This is a genomic window from Aquirufa echingensis (genome assembly GCF_042714525.1).
Taxonomy (GTDB): Bacteria; Bacteroidota; Bacteroidia; order Cytophagales; family Spirosomataceae; genus Aquirufa; species Aquirufa echingensis.
The window spans coordinates 156,302-174,494 of sequence record NZ_JBBKYA010000002.1; the positions used below are offsets into that span (position 1 = coordinate 156,302).

The 18,193-nt window shown below is 42.2% G+C and carries 14 protein-coding genes and 1 tRNA gene; 3 read left to right on the forward strand and 12 right to left on the reverse strand.

Features of this window, described 5'->3' with window-relative positions:
- Together coaE and SKC38_RS03390 are read left to right on the forward strand one after the other, a co-directional pair.
- Entirely contained in the window at positions 1–1,425 is a 1,425-nt protein-coding gene (gene coaE, locus SKC38_RS03385) for a dephospho-CoA kinase (RefSeq protein WP_377975096.1), read from the forward strand.
- A 38-nt stretch (positions 1,426–1,463) separates the two neighbouring features.
- Positions 1,464–3,251, forward strand: a complete 1,788-nt coding sequence (locus SKC38_RS03390) for a DNA polymerase III subunit gamma/tau (RefSeq protein WP_377975098.1) — start codon at positions 1,464–1,466, stop codon at positions 3,249–3,251.
- 1 nt (position 3,252) lies between these two features.
- Here the strand turns inward: SKC38_RS03390 and SKC38_RS03395 are convergent, their stop codons facing one another.
- The 11 genes from SKC38_RS03395 to SKC38_RS03445 all read right to left on the reverse strand — a co-directional run bounded on the left by SKC38_RS03395 (position 3,253) and on the right by SKC38_RS03445 (position 15,735).
- A complete protein-coding gene (locus SKC38_RS03395; protein ID WP_377975727.1) occupies positions 3,253–4,500 on the reverse strand; it encodes a glutamate-5-semialdehyde dehydrogenase in 1,248 nt (415 codons plus the stop codon).
- A 34-nt stretch (positions 4,501–4,534) separates the two neighbouring features.
- Positions 4,535–6,193, reverse strand: coding sequence for a CotH kinase family protein (locus tag SKC38_RS03400; RefSeq protein ID WP_377975100.1), 1,659 nt, complete (start codon positions 6,191–6,193; stop codon positions 4,535–4,537).
- Positions 6,183–9,215: a BamA/TamA family outer membrane protein gene (locus SKC38_RS03405; protein ID WP_377975102.1), complete on the reverse strand. Its 3,033-nt coding sequence runs from the start codon at positions 9,213–9,215 to the stop codon at positions 6,183–6,185. Before SKC38_RS03405 ends, SKC38_RS03400 begins: the two co-directional genes overlap by 11 nt.
- A gap of 35 nt (positions 9,216–9,250) precedes the next feature.
- Complete coding sequence (locus SKC38_RS03410; protein ID WP_377975103.1) at positions 9,251–10,240, reverse strand: NAD(P)/FAD-dependent oxidoreductase; 990 nt, start codon at positions 10,238–10,240, stop codon at positions 9,251–9,253.
- A complete protein-coding gene (cmk, locus tag SKC38_RS03415; RefSeq protein WP_377975105.1) occupies positions 10,227–10,913 on the reverse strand; it encodes a (d)CMP kinase in 687 nt (228 codons plus the stop codon). The genes SKC38_RS03410 and cmk overlap by 14 nt, the downstream gene beginning before the upstream one ends.
- Entirely contained in the window at positions 10,906–11,628 is a 723-nt protein-coding gene (locus tag SKC38_RS03420; RefSeq protein WP_377975107.1) for an alpha/beta fold hydrolase, read from the reverse strand. Before SKC38_RS03420 ends, cmk begins: the two co-directional genes overlap by 8 nt.
- Position 11,629: 1 nt before the next feature.
- On the reverse strand, positions 11,630–12,145 hold the full coding sequence (locus SKC38_RS03425) for a hypothetical protein (protein ID WP_377975109.1): 516 nt from the start codon (positions 12,143–12,145) through the stop codon (positions 11,630–11,632).
- A 1-nt stretch (position 12,146) separates the two neighbouring features.
- Entirely contained in the window at positions 12,147–13,400 is a 1,254-nt protein-coding gene (clpX, locus tag SKC38_RS03430; RefSeq protein ID WP_377975111.1) for an ATP-dependent Clp protease ATP-binding subunit ClpX, read from the reverse strand.
- 3 nt (positions 13,401–13,403) lie between these two features.
- Positions 13,404–14,111 (reverse strand): ClpP family protease, encoded by a 708-nt coding sequence (locus tag SKC38_RS03435; RefSeq protein ID WP_377975112.1) that lies wholly within the window; start codon positions 14,109–14,111, stop codon positions 13,404–13,406.
- Positions 14,112–14,243: 132 nt separating this feature from the next.
- Positions 14,244–15,584 carry a trigger factor gene (locus tag SKC38_RS03440; RefSeq protein WP_377975114.1) on the reverse strand — a complete coding sequence of 447 codons (1,341 nt, stop codon included), beginning with the start codon at positions 15,582–15,584 and terminating at the stop codon, positions 14,244–14,246.
- A gap of 66 nt (positions 15,585–15,650) precedes the next feature.
- Positions 15,651–15,735, reverse strand: a tRNA-Leu gene (locus SKC38_RS03445).
- A gap of 222 nt (positions 15,736–15,957) precedes the next feature.
- Between SKC38_RS03445 and SKC38_RS03450 the strand changes: the two genes are divergently transcribed.
- On the forward strand, positions 15,958–17,646 hold the full coding sequence (locus SKC38_RS03450) for a sodium:solute symporter family protein (protein WP_377975116.1): 1,689 nt from the start codon (positions 15,958–15,960) through the stop codon (positions 17,644–17,646).
- Here the strand turns inward: SKC38_RS03450 and SKC38_RS03455 are convergent.
- Positions 17,618–18,193 (reverse strand): peptidylprolyl isomerase, encoded by a 576-nt coding sequence (locus tag SKC38_RS03455; RefSeq protein WP_377975118.1) that lies wholly within the window; start codon positions 18,191–18,193, stop codon positions 17,618–17,620. The genes SKC38_RS03450 and SKC38_RS03455 overlap by 29 nt on opposite strands.

The window sequence follows — 18,193 nt, forward strand, 5'->3', positions numbered from 1 at the left end:
ATGAACGAACAAGGCCTGAAACCCTTTATTGGCATTACAGGCGGAATAGGATCCGGCAAATCAACGATTTGTCGGATTTTTTCTATCCTAGGAATTCCTGTTTTCGAAGCGGATGCACATGCGCGGAACATTTGCGACAATGACCCAGAAGTGAAAGCCGCCATCCTCGAAGAATTTGGATCTCGTGCATATCTTCCGGATGGAACCTATAATCGCCCCTGGATGAAAGGGCTCTTGCAAAAATACCCAGGGGATATCCAGAAACTCAATGCGATTATCCATCCCGCTGTACGCAAAGCAGCCGTCCATTGGCTTGAAAATGCAGCAGATGCGCCATTTTATTTATACGAGTCGGCATTAATTACCTCGCGAAATAAACCAGAACTGCTCAAGCAACTCATTGCTGTAGCATGTCCTCTGGATGAGCGAATTCAGCACATTCAAAAAAGAAATAAATCATCTTACATGGAAATCATGCAGATGATTGACCTACAACCTCAACCCGAACAATACCTACGTGGCGCTGATTTCGTCATCCAAAATGGCAAAAAAGACCGCGTTTGGCCTCAAATCGAAAGCATTATGAAAACCTTGAGCTGTGTTTTTTTATTCATTTTACTAGGCTTTCAAAGCCATGGACAAATCAAAGCCATGACTTTTAACATTCGCTTAGATACTGAGTCGGATGGCCAAGATCAATGGAAATACCGCGCGAAACATTGTGCGGAATTGATTCAATATCACCAAGCAGATATCATCGGAATGCAAGAAGCATTTGTACACCAAATTAAAGACTTCGCAAAAGCACTCCCTGGTTACGCCTGGTTTGGAAAAGGCCGCGATGACGGAAAAGAAGCGGGTGAGTTCTCTCCCCTATTTTACAACAAAGCCAAATTCAAACTCATACGCGAAAAGACGTTTTGGCTATCCGATTCCTGTGAAAAAGTGGGATTCGGTTGGGACGCTGCCTGTCGCCGCGTAGTTACCTGGGGTGAATTCAAAGAAATCAAATCGGGCAAGAAATTCTTTGTTTTTAATACGCATTTCGACCATTTAGGCAAGGTAGCCCGTAGAGAAAGTGCAAAATTAGTCCTCGCCAAAGTAGCCGAAATCGCCGGAAAATCCCCGGCCATCATCACAGGCGATTTTAATGCAACACCGGATGATGAACCGATTCAAATCATTCTCGACAAAGCCAATTCGAAACACTTGACCGACAGCGAAACGATCAGTTCGAGTGCGCATTATGGCCCTTACAGTTCATTCAATGGCTTTAAACAGGAACAAGAAGGCAAACACATCGACTATATTTTCGTGAAAAATGGGGTTTCTTGTAGTCAACATGCCACGCATTCTGAGACATGGGCGGGACGATTCCCAACCGATCATTTTCCTGTCAGTGCAATCTTGCATTTACCCAACTAGCTTATTGGAATTTGCTCGCGTAAAAGTTAACTTGCAGTATGGAAAATTTCATTGTTTCAGCACGAAAATACCGACCTACCCAATTTGATTCGGTCGTAGGCCAAAGTCACATTACCACCACTTTAAAGAATGCAATTAAGTCAAACCATTTGGCACAAGCTTTCTTGTTCTGTGGCCCTCGTGGAGTAGGTAAAACGACTTGTGCGCGTATTTTAGCGAAAACAATTAATTGCGAAAATATCGGAACCGACGGTGAGGCTTGTGGCACATGCCCATCTTGCCAATCCTTCCAAGACAATACTTCCCTAACGATTCATGAACTTGATGCGGCGTCCAACAACTCGGTGGATGATATCCGTAACTTGATTGATCAAGTGCGCTATCCACCTCAACGCGGTCGTTATAAAATCTACATCATCGATGAGGTTCACATGCTTTCAGCAGCGGCATTCAATGCCTTTTTGAAAACTTTGGAAGAACCTCCGTCCTATGCCATTTTCATTCTAGCCACGACGGAGAAGCATAAAATTTTGCCAACCATCCTTTCTCGTTGCCAGATATTTGATTTCAATCGGATTCAATGGAAAGACATGGCCGATCATCTTGCTAACATCGCCGTAAAGGAAAATATTCAAGCTGAGCCATCAGCTTTGGAATTGATTGCGATTAAGGCCGACGGTGGTTTGCGTGATGCGCTATCGATGTTCGATTTGAACGTTACTTTCTCAACGGACAATGCCTTACGTCATAAAGATGTGTTAGAGAACTTACACATCTTGGATAGCGATTATTATGTGAGCTTGACGAATCATTTGATCCAACAAAACCATGTAGAGACGCTCGTTTTATTAGACGAAATCATGCGCAAAGGTTTTGATGGCCAGCAATTCATCAGCGGTTTCATGGAACACCTTCGTAATTTACTTTTTGCCAAAGATCCACAGACCTTGGCTTTAATGGAGATTTCGGACGAATCCCGCGCGAAGTTCAAGCAACAAGCCGAATTAACGAGTACTTCTTTCTTGCTTTCAGCAATGAACATTTGTTCAACTTGTGAGAGCAATTATAAGTCGGCGAAAAACGCCCGACTCCACCTCGAACTCTGCTTATTAAAAATCAATTATTTACCGTCTGTTTACCAACTCGCCACGGAGGGCAGTAGCGGAAAAAAGCCTGAGCCCCAAGCTAAAAGCGCTGGGGCCACAACACAGCCAACACCTGTTACAGCAGCTCCAGCCATTGAAACAGTCACAGCAGCCGTGATAGAAACGCCTGTTGTCGCAAGCGAGCCTACAGCTCCACAGGTGAAAGATGTACCCAAACCTTCTGCGAAACCGGTTGCGCAAATGCCAGCTGCTGGCCTAGGAGGCTTACGCTCTAGCAAGAGTGTGATCAAGCCTAAAGCACAGGAGAATGAGGTTAAAGAGCAAGCTGTAGCGAGCGATTTCAACAACCAAGACTTTGACCTTCCGAAATTCTTAGGAGTTTGGAATGAGATTGCCAAAAAATACAAGGACGCGAATTTGATTAACAAATTTGTGATGATGGACCGACCGATCGAATTAATCGATACAGTTGCGCACATGAAAGTTGAAAACGAAGTGCAGGTTCAACATTTCAATGAGCAATTGCGCATGGAGGTTTTGGGCACATTGCGTGAACGCTTGCAAAACTATGCCATTGACATTGTCTTAGATGTGACGGCTCAAGAAAATGGAGACAAAAAACTTCTTTATACGCAGTCGGACAAATACGATTTCTTAGTCCAAAAACATCCTTTACTAGGAGAGCTGAAACAAAAATTAGGCTTAGATCACGAATTTTAGGCTAGCGAATCTGACCTGACCCCTGAATCACCCATTTTTCTGTTACTAATTTTTCCAACGCAAAGGGACCACGGGCATGTAGTTTTTGGGTCGAAATACCAATTTCAGCACCTAAATCGAAAACGCCACCGTCGGTGAATCGAGTCGATGCATTCCAATAAACCGCCGCCGCGTCTACCGCCCGCAAGAATAATTGCGCTTTTGCAGTATCCTCGGTCACAATCGCTTCCGAATGACGCGAAGAGAATTGATCGATGTGGTTCAAGGCCTCTGCTAGATCATCGACTACCTTCATCGAACAGGCAAAATCCAAGAATTCCCGACCAAAATCAGCCGATTCAGCACGATGTAAATACGGATATTGAATGGCACTTAAGGCATCGAAAGCAGCCGAGTCGGCAAAAATTTGAACCTTATATTGAATAAAATCAGCTGCAATCTTTTGAACAAAAGCAGTTAATAGAGTCCGATGCACGATAACGGTATCCAATGAATTACACACGGAGGGCCTCGAAACTTTAGCATTCACCACAATAGGAACAGCCATTTCCAGGTTCGCACGCTCCGCCACATAGGTGTGACAAACACCCGCTCCAGTCTCAATCGTAGGAACTAATGATTCCCGACGAACCCGTTGGATCAAGGCATCTGAACCCCGTGGAATAATCACATCGATGTATTTCGTTGCTTGTAGCAAAGTAGTTACATGCGCACGATCCGTGGGCAATAAGCGCACGAGGTCAGAAGATAATTGTTGGGACGCTAAAGCTTGATGAATCAAACTCACCAAAACCTGATTCGTAAACCAAGCATCTGTTCCTCCACGCAATACGGCAGCATTTCCTGAACGAATACATAAGGCGGCCACATCAATCGTCACATTCGGACGAGATTCGTAAATTACCCCCACAACACCTAAAGGCACGGCAATCTTTTGCAGATGCAATCCGTTCGCAATTACCTTATCGATTAGCACCTGACCGGATGGGTCTGGCAATGCAGCTACATCATGAAGACTAGCTGCCAATGCTTCGATTCGAGCTTCTGTCAATAAAAGACGATCGCGCATCGGATTTTCAGGATCAATATTGGCCAAATCTTTCGCATTCTCGCGAATAATGGATACTTGTTCCTCTCTCAACAAATCGGCTAAGCGATGAAGAACCGAAATTTTCGTGGGAGCATCCGCCGAGGCTAATTGGGTAGAAGCTTTGCGCGTAGCGGCTAATAAGGGTAATATATCGACGATCTGAGACATTTGACAAATGTAAGAAAAGCTGACCTTAGTCCAAACTTTTAACAACGGGGAAACGGCAGAGAATATCATCGTCATGTAAGACGAAAAGCACATAACGCCCGGAAGCCAAGCTCGATAAATCCAAGGTAATCACTTGAGGACCCGGCGCTTTGTGCCCGAGTTGTTCTTGTTTGATTGATCGCCCCGATAAATCATATACTTTCACATGAAGATTGGCAGCTTGCTGCAGCGGAAATGTTAAATTTATAACTTGACCCGCAGGATTTGGAAAGGCCCTCACGGGAATTTCTTCCTCCTTTCCTAGCACTAAAGTGGCATCCAAGGCTCCTATCGCTGCATCAAGCCAGGCAATGCGCGCTGAGATCCAGTTTTCCATCCAGAATAATTCATCATTTGCATTATTCCCAACGAAATAATTGGGCCAAACCTTTTTCCCATACAGTGGAAAACGGCCAAAATTACGTTGCATTGGATCTTTCAAAGCCACGGTGGTGGAATCCATGAATTTAAAAATCTTCTGTGGAGTCAACGTCGTTTTACGTAGGCTGCTCCATCTTCGCTTAACCGAATTAACAAAAACAGAATCCCGCATGAGTTTTCCCCACCAAAAGGGTGTTTGAAACCCATCAGCGATGCCTTGTTCCGACATTTCTAATTTATTATACACCCAACCTTGAGGCAAATAACCATCGTAATAATCCGCATTTCCAAAAGCCAAATTATAGTCCCAAGCGGGGCCCATCGTCAATTTACCACCTTTTGAATCCTTGTCTTTATAAAAATAAGTACTCAATCGATAGCCATCCACATTCCGACTAAGCTCATTCAAAAGGAAATAATTCACAAATGATGGCATGTCCATCATGGAGCGATAGGTCGTTAAAGCCTTCAACGGATTTTCTTCCTGTAAGCTTTTTTCGAATGTGTTTACATGATTTTTGATGTAGGTAAATTGCTGCGTCGTGATATTTTCTGCCTTGGGATATTCGATTTGAAAATAGCTTTTAAACGTTCCTTTTCCAGAAACATAGGAACTATTCCAACTCCTAGCAGTGGCCCCACTAGTCTTATCAATTTTCACTAAATACCCTCCTGTCACATCATCCCCCGCATTATCAATGGACTTTAAATCGGCTATATCGAGACGTGCCCCACCCTGCTTTATTTTCTCCATCAAAATATAGATACCTTGATAAACATCATTCAACACCACTTCCACATAGCGTGTATTAGAATGCTGTAATCCCAACTGACCCGCCATTTGTTGGGCCACAACATCCCTCAAAAATGTCCGATCATTATACGAAGCATTCAATACCCAATCGGACTCAGATGGCATCTGCACAATGGGTAATTTCAAGGGCTTCATGGCAACCGAATCCGTCCAAATTTCAAATCCATAGGGTTTCTTGACCAATCCAGGCAAAAAATACCAATCCCCTTGAGAAGTACTTCCTCGATATTCTATTCCAGCCCAAAAACTAAAAGCAGGCTTGTCGGTCATTTGATTTAACTGACCCTTACCTCGATCATATAAAGTGAATTTGGCGGGGATTTTTGGTTCATCAACAATCGTTGCCCCTTTGGTATTAATTACGAGAATGGGCAAATTAGAGACCGAAAGACTTTGGGCGAGTATCTTAAATTGAACAAAAAAGAGGAGAACTAGGAGTCTAAAAGTCATGTCCCAATGTCAAATAGGTAATAGGCGATTTGATTTCATCATTCTCGATGCCATATGCATAATCCAATTTGATAAAATAACCCACGACATTCGCACGAGCACCTAAGCCATAGCCAAATAAGAACGGATTCCGAAAATCAGTCACCGTTGCTTTGAAAGGATTGGTATTCCCTCCATAGATGTTTGTGTTAAATCCATTGCTACGCGTAAATGGCGTAGCCCCAGTCCAAGCAGTTCCCGTATCAAAAAATCCGACCATTTGGAAGGTATTTAAAAACTGTGATTTGGTATAGCTAGCACCCAACAGCGATTTCAAAGGAACGCGCAACTCAATATTGAGTAGCAAGTGACTGTTGCCCGATAACTTATTCATTTTAAAACCGCGAAGCGATGTCGCAAAATCACTCATGAATACATCTCGCTGTGCAATTCCATTGGTCCCCAAGGGATTTTCTTTGTTTCGAGCTTCGCGATCAATAAAGAGCCAATTATCCATGCCGCCCAACAAGGTTTGTGTCGCGGCATTACCTACAGATTGCGAAGCGGAAACACGCGTAGCTAAAAATAGACTATTCGAAATTTTCAGATATTTACGCGCATCCAAAGTAATCCGCGTGAAAGATGTCTGTTTCAATGACTTTTGAAACTCTATGCCAGTCAAAAACCGAAAACCTGTTTGCAAATTTTCAGCCACATGCACCGTATTATCAAAAGTATACGCAAGCCGACCGCCCACATAAGAAGACACATCCTCGGGCGTACTCAGATTGTATTGATCAAAGGCGCGGTTATTCGTGAACATCCCAGAAACACTTAATTTGCTCAACAAATTAATGGGATACACGGCTTTTAGCTCAACTCGATTGTAACGAATTTTCTGAGAGAAAGCCTCCGTTTCTTGATCCAAAATCTTGCGATCAACACGTAAAGTCCAATCAATTTTATTGGCCAAATAATTGTACTCCCCCCAAAGGTCAACATTCTTGATATTAGCCGAAACATATCCACCCACTTTAAACAAATGATTTTCCAATAAATCTTTCATTTTTACATCCATGCTATAGCCCAATCCTCGGATCGGATCTATCTTAAAGTTCCCTTCGGAGCCATTAAGCACAAAGGAATTTTGATAATCCAAAGGCCCCATCAATCGGTTAGAATCCTTCCGTAATCGCAAGGCTTGTTGGCGTTCTATCCGTGATTTTCGAACATCAGTCACCCGTTTATTCTCCTCATTTACCAAAGGCTGCTGCACTGCAGACGAAGTATCGGGCAACATAGGATACCATAAATAGCTAGGAATACTTGCTAAAGATTTGGTATCATAGAGCTGAATTTGATCGGCTAAAATCGACCTATTTTGAACCAATAATTGATCCCCTATCCATCGGAATGCTGACCAATCCCCCGATTTCACAATGGTTTGATACAGTTTTTGATCCTTGGCATGATAAGAAACGAGTTCATTACCCGTGGCATTCTCATTGATAAAATAAATTAACGAATCCGATAAGGGTCGCACGTTTCGAATAACACCCTTATGGACAAACAATTCCTTCGAATTTGCGGGGTCTTCAGCACGCCAATGTTTCAAGGCAAGCATTCCTTTCTCCTTTAGGTAAGTACTATCCGAAATGCGATCTGTCACATAGACAAGATCTCCATCATTTCCCCACCAATGCGCCTCTGTTTCTTGATTAGCATCTTGCGTAATGGGTGTCAAGCGATTCCGACGCACATCATAAATACCGACATCCACCTGACCTTGTTTAAAAGAACGAACCAACATCCGTTGGGCATTGGTATTTAATTCAAAATCTAAGAATCGTACTTCCCCCAAATTGCGTTTGCTCGAAACTTTTAAAGCTTGTTTCGTCCATTGAAAAACATGGAGAAAACTCTTCCCATCCTGATTGGAGACGATATATAAATCTTGATTTGCAGCCCATTGAACCAAGGGAACCACGCTCGTTTCTTTACGCAAGGGATCTTTTAAACCCGTACGAAAAACTTCTTTTGTTACATTTCCTGTTAAAGATTTTAACACCACACGAAAACGACCTGAATCATCCAATAGATATACAAACCATTTTCCATCGGGACTTAGTTGGGCATCACGAAGCTGTTCCCCTTTCGTCATATCAAATGACAAAAGTGATTTTTTAGCGACATCCTGAACATTAACATCGTATTGCTTCGCTTCACTCACATAGAATTCGAACCATTCCTTTAAGAATTTCGCAATGGGCTTGCGCAGGGTACTTGAAATACTCGACTGCTCGTTACGTATAATACGCGTCAGATTCACAATATTACCAATCTGATTAGCCCCATAGGTTTTTGCGATGTATGACCAAATCGATTGACCTATAAATTCTGCTTCAATTCCTCGTGCCAAAACCGGTTTTCTAACCTTATTCGCAACGACTACTTGGTACATATACTGATTCATTTGCGCTGTTTCCCCGGTAGCTAGGTATGCCGACAAGCCCGCGGTAAACCATTCGGGAACAGATAACAGGAGTGAATTTTGTAAGGCATCTTTAATGCTTCCACCATATAAAATATCATGCAGATATACTTGAGATAGCTGCTTTAGCAAATTCTGCTTATACGCCTGATATTGATTTTGATAGGCAATTTCGATTCGAAACTTAGCTCGATTCTCGTCCTCTGCCTCTTGGGCACTTGCATAACTAATACCACTGTTTGATTGTGCTAATTCATTCCCGGAAGGATAAACAAAAATTCGAGTCTTTTGATAAGGCGTGTAAGAGAGTAAATTTGTAATCCGCTGAAAATCAGCATCTAAAATTTGTAGAGTCGTTCTAGCCAAAGGCTCATTTTTGCCAAAATAATAGACCTCGAAATTTTGATTGGCAAGATACTTCCAACTGAACTTTTGATTTTGAATGCGTGTCTTGTCCCAAGTACGTTGGCTCGGATAAAAATCCTGCGCATGCAATTCCTGCATGAACAGGTTTGCCAATAAGCCCAAAAGAAACAAACGGAATAAGCGCATCCGACAGAATTTTACACGAAATCAAATTTAAGGATTTATACCGAAAATAAATGCGAATATCGATGAATTGAAACTTCTGGATCGAGTTCTTTGTCCCCCTTGATTGCTTGTACAAAAGATTGGGCAAAATAAGGGCTCAAAGACACCCCCTTTGACCCGAAACCATTAAAGATTCCCTTGTTATTACCAACAAGCATCCCAACAAAAGGCCTTCGATCTTGTGTTGCAGGCCGAATCCCTACATAGGTTTCCAATAGCTCATATTTAGAAACACCCATACTCGTTAATTTGGACATAAGCTCATCCTGGGAAGATGCCGTAGGAAATGGAGTAAATTCATCCCAACGGTAGGTTGCTCCTACCTTGTAAGCTCCATCAGGCAAGGGAAGGATAAATCCATTTTTGTTTAAAATAGAATCACGAGATGGTTCGTTCGAGTGAAATCGAATTAATTCCCCTTTGGCAGGAAGAAATGGCAGTTTATTCCAAAATGGATTTTGCGTGGCATGAAAACCTTCACAATAAATAATGGCTTCGAAATTGCTTGCATCTTCTTCCTGAAATGTACGTTCTGAAAAGATTCCTAAGCTTTTGAAATAGTTTTTGGAATGACGTAACAAACTGGCTACATCAACCCATCCCGCTTGCTTCACCCATACGCCATCTTCCTCCCAAGTCAAAAAATCATGATTGATTTGAGGCTTACGATCCATTAACCATTGTTTCATCTCAGCATTTGCAAAGGGACGATACAAAGGCATCGGATAAAAAAAAGAAGCTGATAAGGTCTTTTCTAACTGTTGGTAAAAAGAAAATAGGTAATCAAACAACTCGTCCGCCAACCAGGTTTTTTCGAGTTTTCTACCCGTAACCGGATTGAATATACCTCCGGCAGCATAAGACGAATTAAAATGGTTGGGCGAATCCCAAATCTTAAAAGGGATGTTGGCCTGTAAGAAATGATGCGCTAGGACAGTTCCTGCGATACCTTGGCCAACCAGTAAATAGGGTTTATTTGTTTTCACGTTTGACACGTTCAACTTGTGCTAAGACAAAATCCACTTGTTCATCCATACTGCGGAATGAGGTATCTAAATCAATCGCATCATCCGCGCGCTTAAGTGGACCTTCTTCTCGATTGGAGTCAATCTCGTCTCGCATACGTAAATTTTCAATGATATCTTCTAGGGGTAAGTCCTCCCCTTTCTGCAACAATTCCAATTTTCTGCGTTGGGCACGGATATGCGGCTGCGCCGTCATAAAGATTTTCACTTCTGCGTCCGGGAAAACGACTGTTCCTACATCACGACCATCCATGACAATCCCTTTTTTCTTCCCCATCTGTTGTTGTTGGGCAACCATCGCTCTCCGAACAATCGTAATCGCAGCCACTTGACTCACCATTTCCGAGATATACATTTTACGAATTTCAACCTCTACATTCTCGCCATTTAAGATGGTATCTGAAGCTTGTCTTTGTTGGTTAAATTCGAATGTAATATCGATCTGACGCAATGCCTCAGCTACCGCTTCTTTGTTGGAAAGATCAATATGATTGCGATGAAAATACAAAGCTACGGCACGGTACATGGCACCAGTATCGACAAAAGCATAATGTAATTTTGCTGCGACGCGTTTGGCTGTTGTACTTTTCCCACAAGAAGAATAGCCATCTAGGGCCACAATAATCTTAGGCATGAATCTCGAAAATAAATTGATTAATCGCCGCATACGTTTCCTCAGGAGCTTCGTAGCAACCTTGATGCGCAACGGCAGATAAAATTACGTATTTATGTTGGGCTTTCCCTTTCAAAACTTCTACAATCGAATCCGTGGGAATCAACGGATCTTTTTCGCCTAACACAAATAACATGGGGATATTGGTAGACTGCACGAATCCTACTAAATCGGCTCGTACTTTCATGGCCAAAGTTGCAGCAACTAAACCAGCTTGAGAGATCGTAACATAGCGATTAGCCAATTTTTCCATCAAATGACGATGGGCGACCACAAATTCGGGGGCAAACAAATTAGCAACAAAAGATTTAATAAAGGTCTCAGAACCGTGTTCTTGAATGAAAGTTGCCGTTTTATCCCGTTGAGCCTGCTTTTCTATTGAATCAGCGAGCGGAGTGGAATGCAACATCACAACTCCTTGAATTCGTTCTGGAAATTGTTTGGCTATTTCTAAGGCAATGTAGCCACCCATGGAATGCCCCATTAGCACGAAAGTTTCGTTTTGTGGAAGAGCCTCTTCGATTTTTCGAGCATACGCAGCGATGCTTGAGCAATCAGCCCAATCAGCGTAATTCGGAATATGAATGACTTCATCAGAAAATCGACGTTTAATAAAGTCGTCCCATATGCGAGCATCTTCCCCAAAGCCATGTAAAAAAACCAAAGATGGCCTCATCCTAATAGGTAACCAAAAGTCCTACAATGGTGAAACATAATCCGATGAGGGCAGCGAGTCCGCCAACAAAGCCTAAACCGAAAACAGCTAAAACAACGCCGATAGCCAATAAAGTTAAACCAATTTTCAATTGGGGCGCCCAGTTACGCGCGCCACGAGGTGCTGCCTTAATTTTTTTAAAGGATGCCTTATGAATATAAGACTTGACAGAGGCTGCATCTAAAATACGATCAATATGTATAGCTGACGTTTCCTGTTGAGCCTTCGGTGCTACCGGAGCCGCAACAGCAGGCAATGATGCCTCGATGCTATTTTGTTGGACGTGATTCGGAGCAGGTTGATTTTTGTTGTTCGTTGGAGCAAGCTCATTCATCACACGTTGTTTTTCAGCTTCGCTTACGGGTGCTTTTGCGGGTTCGGCAGATACAGCCGAAGGTGCGAAAGCAGCAACAACGGCCTTTTTCGCACATGAACTAGCTATGATAGCTAAAATGAATAACAATACGATCCTTTTCATATTATGCAACAACTTTCATTTGGTGAAACACAGTACGCTCGAACTTCGATTTGGCATAGGTCAAATCGATGGTAAAATCGGTTAATTCCGTCTGCGATGGAATTTCAAACATCGCATCCGTCATGATCGCCTCCATGATGGAACGCAATCCACGCGCACCTAATTTATATTGCATCGCTTGTTCCACAATATAGCTTAACGCTTCAGGTGAAAAATGCAAGGCGACACCTTCCATAGAGAACAATTTTTCGTATTGTTTTACTAAGGCATTCTTAGGTTCTGTCAAGATAGACAACAAAGCTTTCGCATCCAATGGATTCAAGAAAGTAACAACCGGCAAACGACCTAATAATTCAGGAATTAACCCAAAAGACTTCAAATCTTGCGCCGAAACATACTTCATAATTTGATCCTTCTCGAAGGAATCATGGAATGTATCGTCTCCTGAGAAACCAATCGGCCGTGCATTTAAACGCTTCGAAATATGGCGGTCAATGCCATCAAAAGCCCCTCCACAGATAAATAAAATATTCTCCGTGTTAACAGCGATCATTTTTTGATCCGGATGTTTCCGACCACCTTGCGGCGGTACGTTGACAATCGATCCTTCCAATAATTTCAATAAGGCTTGTTGGACCCCTTCCCCCGACACATCACGTGTGATGGAAGGATTATCAGATTTACGTGCAATTTTATCGATCTCATCGATGAAGACAATCCCACATTCCGCTTTCTCCACATCGTAATTCGCCGCTTGAAGCAAACGCGTTAAAATGGTTTCCACATCTTCACCCACGTAACCCGCTTCGGTAATTACCGTGGCATCAGCGATACAAAAGGGCACTTGTAATTTTTGTGCCAGCGTTCGAGCTAAATAAGTTTTACCCGTTCCTGTTTCGCCAACCATCAAGATATTAGACTTTTCAATCTTCACATCATCTACGGAAGCAGGCTGCATCAAACGCTTGTAATGATTATATACCGCAACCGAAAGATGACGCTTTGCCTCTTCTTGTCCGATCACATACTCATCTAAATAGGCTTTCAAGTCTTTCGGTTTCACCAATTCAAATTGGTGATTTGCATTGGTCAAAGCAGGAGCTCCTAACTCCTCCTTGATAACCTCATAGCCTTGTTGAATACAACTGTTACAGATATGTCCTTCTATTCCAGACAATAACATACCATCAGCGTTTTCAATCACCGATTTTGTGCGGCCACAAAAAGAACAACTTATTTTTTTATTTGTCGCCATGAATTATACTGTACGCGTTAAAATCTCATCAATCAGACCATATTCTTTTGCCTCAGCAGCTTTCATCCAATAGTCACGATCTGAATCACGCTCAATTTCTTCAAATGTTTTACCCGAATGTTTGGCTAAAATTTCATACAACTCTTGACGAATTTTAACGATTTCACGAGCTGTAATTTCAATGTCGCGTGATTGACCTTGTGCACCACCCGAAGGCTGGTGAATCATCACACGCGCATGCTCAAGTGCAGAACGCTTTCCAGCAGCACCACCTGCTAATAAAACGGCGCCCATCGAAGCAGCTAACGAAGTACAAACAGTCGCTACTTCCGGACGGATGTAATTCATGGTATCATAAATCCCCAAACCGGCATAAACCGATCCTCCTGGGCTATTGATATACATGACAATGTCTTTTTTAGCATCCGTAGATTCCATGAACAACAATTGAGCCACGATGATATTGGCCATGTAATCATCCACAGGAACTCCCATGAAAATGATACGGTCCATGATCAAACGTGAGAATACATCGATTTGAGCGAAACGCATCGGGCGCTCCTCAATGATGTATTGTGTCATGTCTTCAATTTGGTGCATCGGACGATCGCCGATGTGGTTCATATATTGGTCTACAGCTAAACCGTTTAATCCACGGTGATGAACTGCATATTTACGAAACTCTTCTCCTGATAATTCTTTTGGATACATAGGATTCAATGTTTAAAAATCAAATTTAAAATATTTTGGCATTAAATACGCAAAACACAAATGTACGAACCTTAGTTCACAGAAAACCCCGCAAAGAGCGGGGTTTTCAAAAATAGTGTGACAAATCGAAAATTAAAGCGCCGCTGCGATTTCTTTAAATTTCTCAACATCAATTTTAGTCGTTTTGTTTGGAATATTTTCCACAATCGCATTCGCTACTTTGTCTGAGAATGCTTGATTGTACAAGTTCATGAAGTTATCTCCTTTCGACTTGTCGCTCAAATAACCCATCGCGATTTTCTCAATCATCTCTTCGATTCCCGGTTGGTCAGAAGATAAATAACCGCCAAACTGCTGACGAACCATATCTTTAGCCTTCTCAACTACCTCTGGGTAATCAACTTTCACTTCGAATTTCTCAGCGATTTCATTTTTGATTAAGTTCCAACGGATATCGCGCTTCACATTATCAAAATCTTGATCAATTTGCTCCGGTGTAAATTTACCTTCGTTGATACGGATCAACCAAGTACGTAAGAATTCTTCTGGCAAATCAATTTTCACTGATTCTAAAATCGCTTTCTCAGCATCGATACGCAACAAGTATTTCGCTTCGCGTGCATAATTTTCACCTACAATGGTTTCAACCTCTGCACGGAATGATTTCTCATCAGTCGCTTTTCCTGGTCCTAAAACCTTATCAAAAAACGCTACGTTTAATTCCGCAGGCACTTGACGAGTAATGTCTTCTACTACGTAAGAAACTTCACCTTTCAATTCTGCAACTTCTTCTTCTTTCTTTCCTGTCGCTAATGCCAAAGCTTTCGCATCAACAAATACTTTATCGATCGCAAATTTCAAGGTATCTCCTTTCTTTGCGCCAATGAATACTTTCTTTGATTTATCTTGAATCGCGTGCATTGGGATCGCCGATTTCTCAACCCAGTCACCTTGCGTAAACGTTCCAAAAACTAAATCACGGTCCTCTACTGTCTCAGGGTGCGTTTGCTCTCCAAATTGCTTCTTCAAGTTTTCAATCGTCTCATCGATTTCTTTCTTGTCGGCCTTAATTTCATAGGATTGAATCGCTTTCATCTTAGCTAAATCCACAGTGAAATCCCCGTGAAAACCTAAATCATAATGAAAAGTAAATTCTGTATCTTTTTCCCAGTCGATCGCATCTGCCTCTTCTACAGCTGGCAATGGCTCACCTACTAAGTTTAATTTGTTTTCTTTGATGTAATCACTTACCGCATGGCCTAATTCGTGATTGATTTCATCCACTAAGGCTGATTGACCGTACAATTTCTTAATTAATGTTGCAGGAACCATACCTGGACGAAAACCCTTGATCGACGCCTTTTTGCGGTAGTCTTTCAATTTAGCCTCTACTTTTTCTTTGTAATCGGCCTCCGTTACAACAACAGTCAAACGACCTTGTAAATCACTTGCTTTATTGAGTGAAATGTTCATATAGAATTGTTTATTTAATCAATTAAAAAAAGCCCTCAAAAACCTATCGGTGTTGAGGGCTTGCCTTGGTACGGGTGGAGGGACTCGAACCCCCATGCCTCGCGGCGCCAGATCCTAAGTCTGGTATGTCTACCAATTCCACCACACCCGCGTAATTTGGACTGCAAAGGTAAGAAGCAAAATGTATTATTCCAATAGGCTTTCCAAAATAATCAAGGATTTATATGTAATTTCAAAGCTCTAAACCTAAGTCATGGAAACGGAATCGAAACAAGAGGTCCCCAATTGGTCAATTTGGTACATTTCGCTGGGCATTTTCTTGCTTGGCTTAATCGCATTCTTTTTAATTTTCAGCGCTATCTATCAATAAATCATGAATATAGTTGACTGGATTGTCATGTTAGGTACTATTGGCGGGATTGTCATGTATGGCATTTACCGCGGAAAGCAATCCAAACATTCCTTGCAAGGATTTCTACTCGCCGACCGCGAATTACCCTGGTATCATGTATTGCTTTCTGTCATGGCGACTCAAGCGTCTGCTATTACGTTTTTATCAGCACCAGGTCAGGCATACACAGATGGCATGCGCTTTGTGCAATTCTATTTGGGATTACCCATCGCAATGATTATTCTTTCGGTTACGTTTATACCCAATTACTACCGACTGAAAGTTTATACGGCTTATCAATTTCTCGAACAACGTTTTGATTCGAAAACCCGTATACTAACTAGTTTATTGTTCTTGATTCCGCGTGCATTATCTACAGGTGTAACCATTGCTGCCCCATCCATTATTTTGTCCACTTTATTAGGTTGGAATTTATCCTGGACCAATGCACTTACGGCAACACTCGTGACAACTTATTGTATGTTGGGAGGTTCCAAAGCCATTTCATACACACAAATGTTACAGATGTCGGTTGTACTTGCCGGCATGTTCCTCGCCGCAGTCCTCATCATCCACCAATTACCTGAGGAAATCGGCGTTCATGAATCGTTGCTTATTGCAGGGAAAATGGGTAAGATCAACTTGATTGACTGGAAATTCGACATCAATAATCGCTATAATATTTGGTCGGGAATCATAGGAGGCTTCTTTCTGCAGCTTTCGTATTTTGGTACAGACCAAAGTCAAGTGGGCCGATATCTTTCCGGCCAATCAGCCACCGCGAGCAAGAAAGGCCTATTATTGAATGGTTTCCTAAAAATCCCGATGCAATTCTTGATTTTATTGGTGGGTATTTTCGTGTACATCTTTTATCAGTTTCAAGAGGCTCCGATATTTTTTAATAAGAATTCGGAGCGATTATGGAGCCAACAAGCGAGTTACAAGCAAGTTAATACCCAACACCACCAAGTATTCGAGGCAAAAAAACAGCAGGAAATTGAATTGGTACGGGCGATTAAATCGAATGATGCTATCAAGACGCACCAACTGCAAACATCCATTCAAGATTTGCAAGGAAAGCAAAAGGAATTGAGAAGTCAGGCGGTGACGGAAATCAAAAAGTCGCATGCAGAATTCGAGGAGCAGGACACGAATTATGTCTTTTTACGATTTATTACGGACCATCTTCCTGTGGGAATTGTCGGCTTTTTAATCGCCATGATTTTGTTGGCCTCCATGGGATCTATGGCCTCGGCTTTTGGTTCGCTTACTTCCACGAGTATGGTGGACATTTACCAGCGCTTTATGCATACGGATGGGTCGAATCAGCATTATTGGTGGGTATCCAAGTTGATTACACTCGGCTGGGGAATTCTGTGTCTGATCGTAGCTCAATTTGCAGTCAATATGGGAAGCTTAATCGAGGTGGTGAATATCTTGGGATCCTGGTTTTACGGGACGATTTTGGGCGTATTTTTATGTGCCTTTTATTTGCCTAGGACTTCAGGGAATCAGGTATTTTGGGCAGCATTGGTTGCAGAAGCACTCGTTATTTATGCCTGGTACATTGATTTGATGGCCTTTTTGTGGCTAAATGTGTTGGGTTGTTTGTTGGTAATGACCTTCGCCGGCATCGCGAGCCTTATTCGTCCTTCAACAAAGACAGCGTAAACTTGACGGGAATCACCGGTTTTTCATCAAAAGAGCGTTGTTTTTGTATCGAATCGATGACAGCCAAGCCTTTCGTAATCTTGCCAAAAACGACATATTGCTTGTAAAATCGGGCTGCTTGTTCCGTATTCGTTACGATAAAAAATTCCGTAGGGGATGACTCCTTTTCAGGATTACCTTCATCGTATCGCGCCATGGCAATCGTCCCGCGTTCAGGTTTCAGATGATCAGGATATTCCGCCGGAACTAAATAGGCCAAACGATCAGCAAACTCTCCCCCACCCTGCATGCCTATTTCATAGACATTCCGATAAAAATAGCGGTCGGTGAAATAACCCATCTTAACCAAGCGGACAAAATTAATGCGATGTAAAGGGGTTTCTTTTTCAAGGGTTATTTCAAAATTCCCAAGTCGGGTTTCGCCTAAAATCTTAGTTTCGGGATATTCTTTTTCTTGAGCGCGTAATGCTTTTTCCACCTGGGATGGATCAACGTTGTAATTGGGTTTACAGGCAATCAAGAAAAGGCAAAAAAACAAATACCGCAT

What these genes read in the sequence shown, in the direction of transcription:
- coaE (WP_377975096.1), top strand. Translation starts at nt 1, where the DNA reads ATGAACGAACAAGGCCTGAAACCCTTTATTGGCATTACAGGCGGAATA.
- SKC38_RS03390 (WP_377975098.1), top strand. Translation starts at nt 1,464, where the DNA reads ATGGAAAATTTCATTGTTTCAGCACGAAAATACCGACCTACCCAATTT.
- SKC38_RS03400 (WP_377975100.1), bottom strand. Translation starts at nt 6,193, where the DNA reads ATGACTTTTAGACTCCTAGTTCTCCTCTTTTTTGTTCAATTTAAGATA.
- SKC38_RS03405 (WP_377975102.1), bottom strand. Translation starts at nt 9,215, where the DNA reads ATGCGCTTATTCCGTTTGTTTCTTTTGGGCTTATTGGCAAACCTGTTC.
- cmk (WP_377975105.1), bottom strand. Translation starts at nt 10,913, where the DNA reads ATGCCTAAGATTATTGTGGCCCTAGATGGCTATTCTTCTTGTGGGAAA.
- SKC38_RS03420 (WP_377975107.1), bottom strand. Translation starts at nt 11,628, where the DNA reads ATGAGGCCATCTTTGGTTTTTTTACATGGCTTTGGGGAAGATGCTCGC.
- SKC38_RS03425 (WP_377975109.1), bottom strand. Translation starts at nt 12,145, where the DNA reads ATGAAAAGGATCGTATTGTTATTCATTTTAGCTATCATAGCTAGTTCA.
- clpX (WP_377975111.1), bottom strand. Translation starts at nt 13,400, where the DNA reads ATGGCGACAAATAAAAAAATAAGTTGTTCTTTTTGTGGCCGCACAAAA.
- SKC38_RS03435 (WP_377975112.1), bottom strand. Translation starts at nt 14,111, where the DNA reads ATGTATCCAAAAGAATTATCAGGAGAAGAGTTTCGTAAATATGCAGTT.
- SKC38_RS03440 (WP_377975114.1), bottom strand. Translation starts at nt 15,584, where the DNA reads ATGAACATTTCACTCAATAAAGCAAGTGATTTACAAGGTCGTTTGACT.
- SKC38_RS03450 (WP_377975116.1), top strand. Translation starts at nt 15,958, where the DNA reads ATGAATATAGTTGACTGGATTGTCATGTTAGGTACTATTGGCGGGATT.
- SKC38_RS03455 (WP_377975118.1), bottom strand. Translation starts at nt 18,193, where the DNA reads ATGCGGTATTTGTTTTTTTGCCTTTTCTTGATTGCCTGTAAACCCAAT.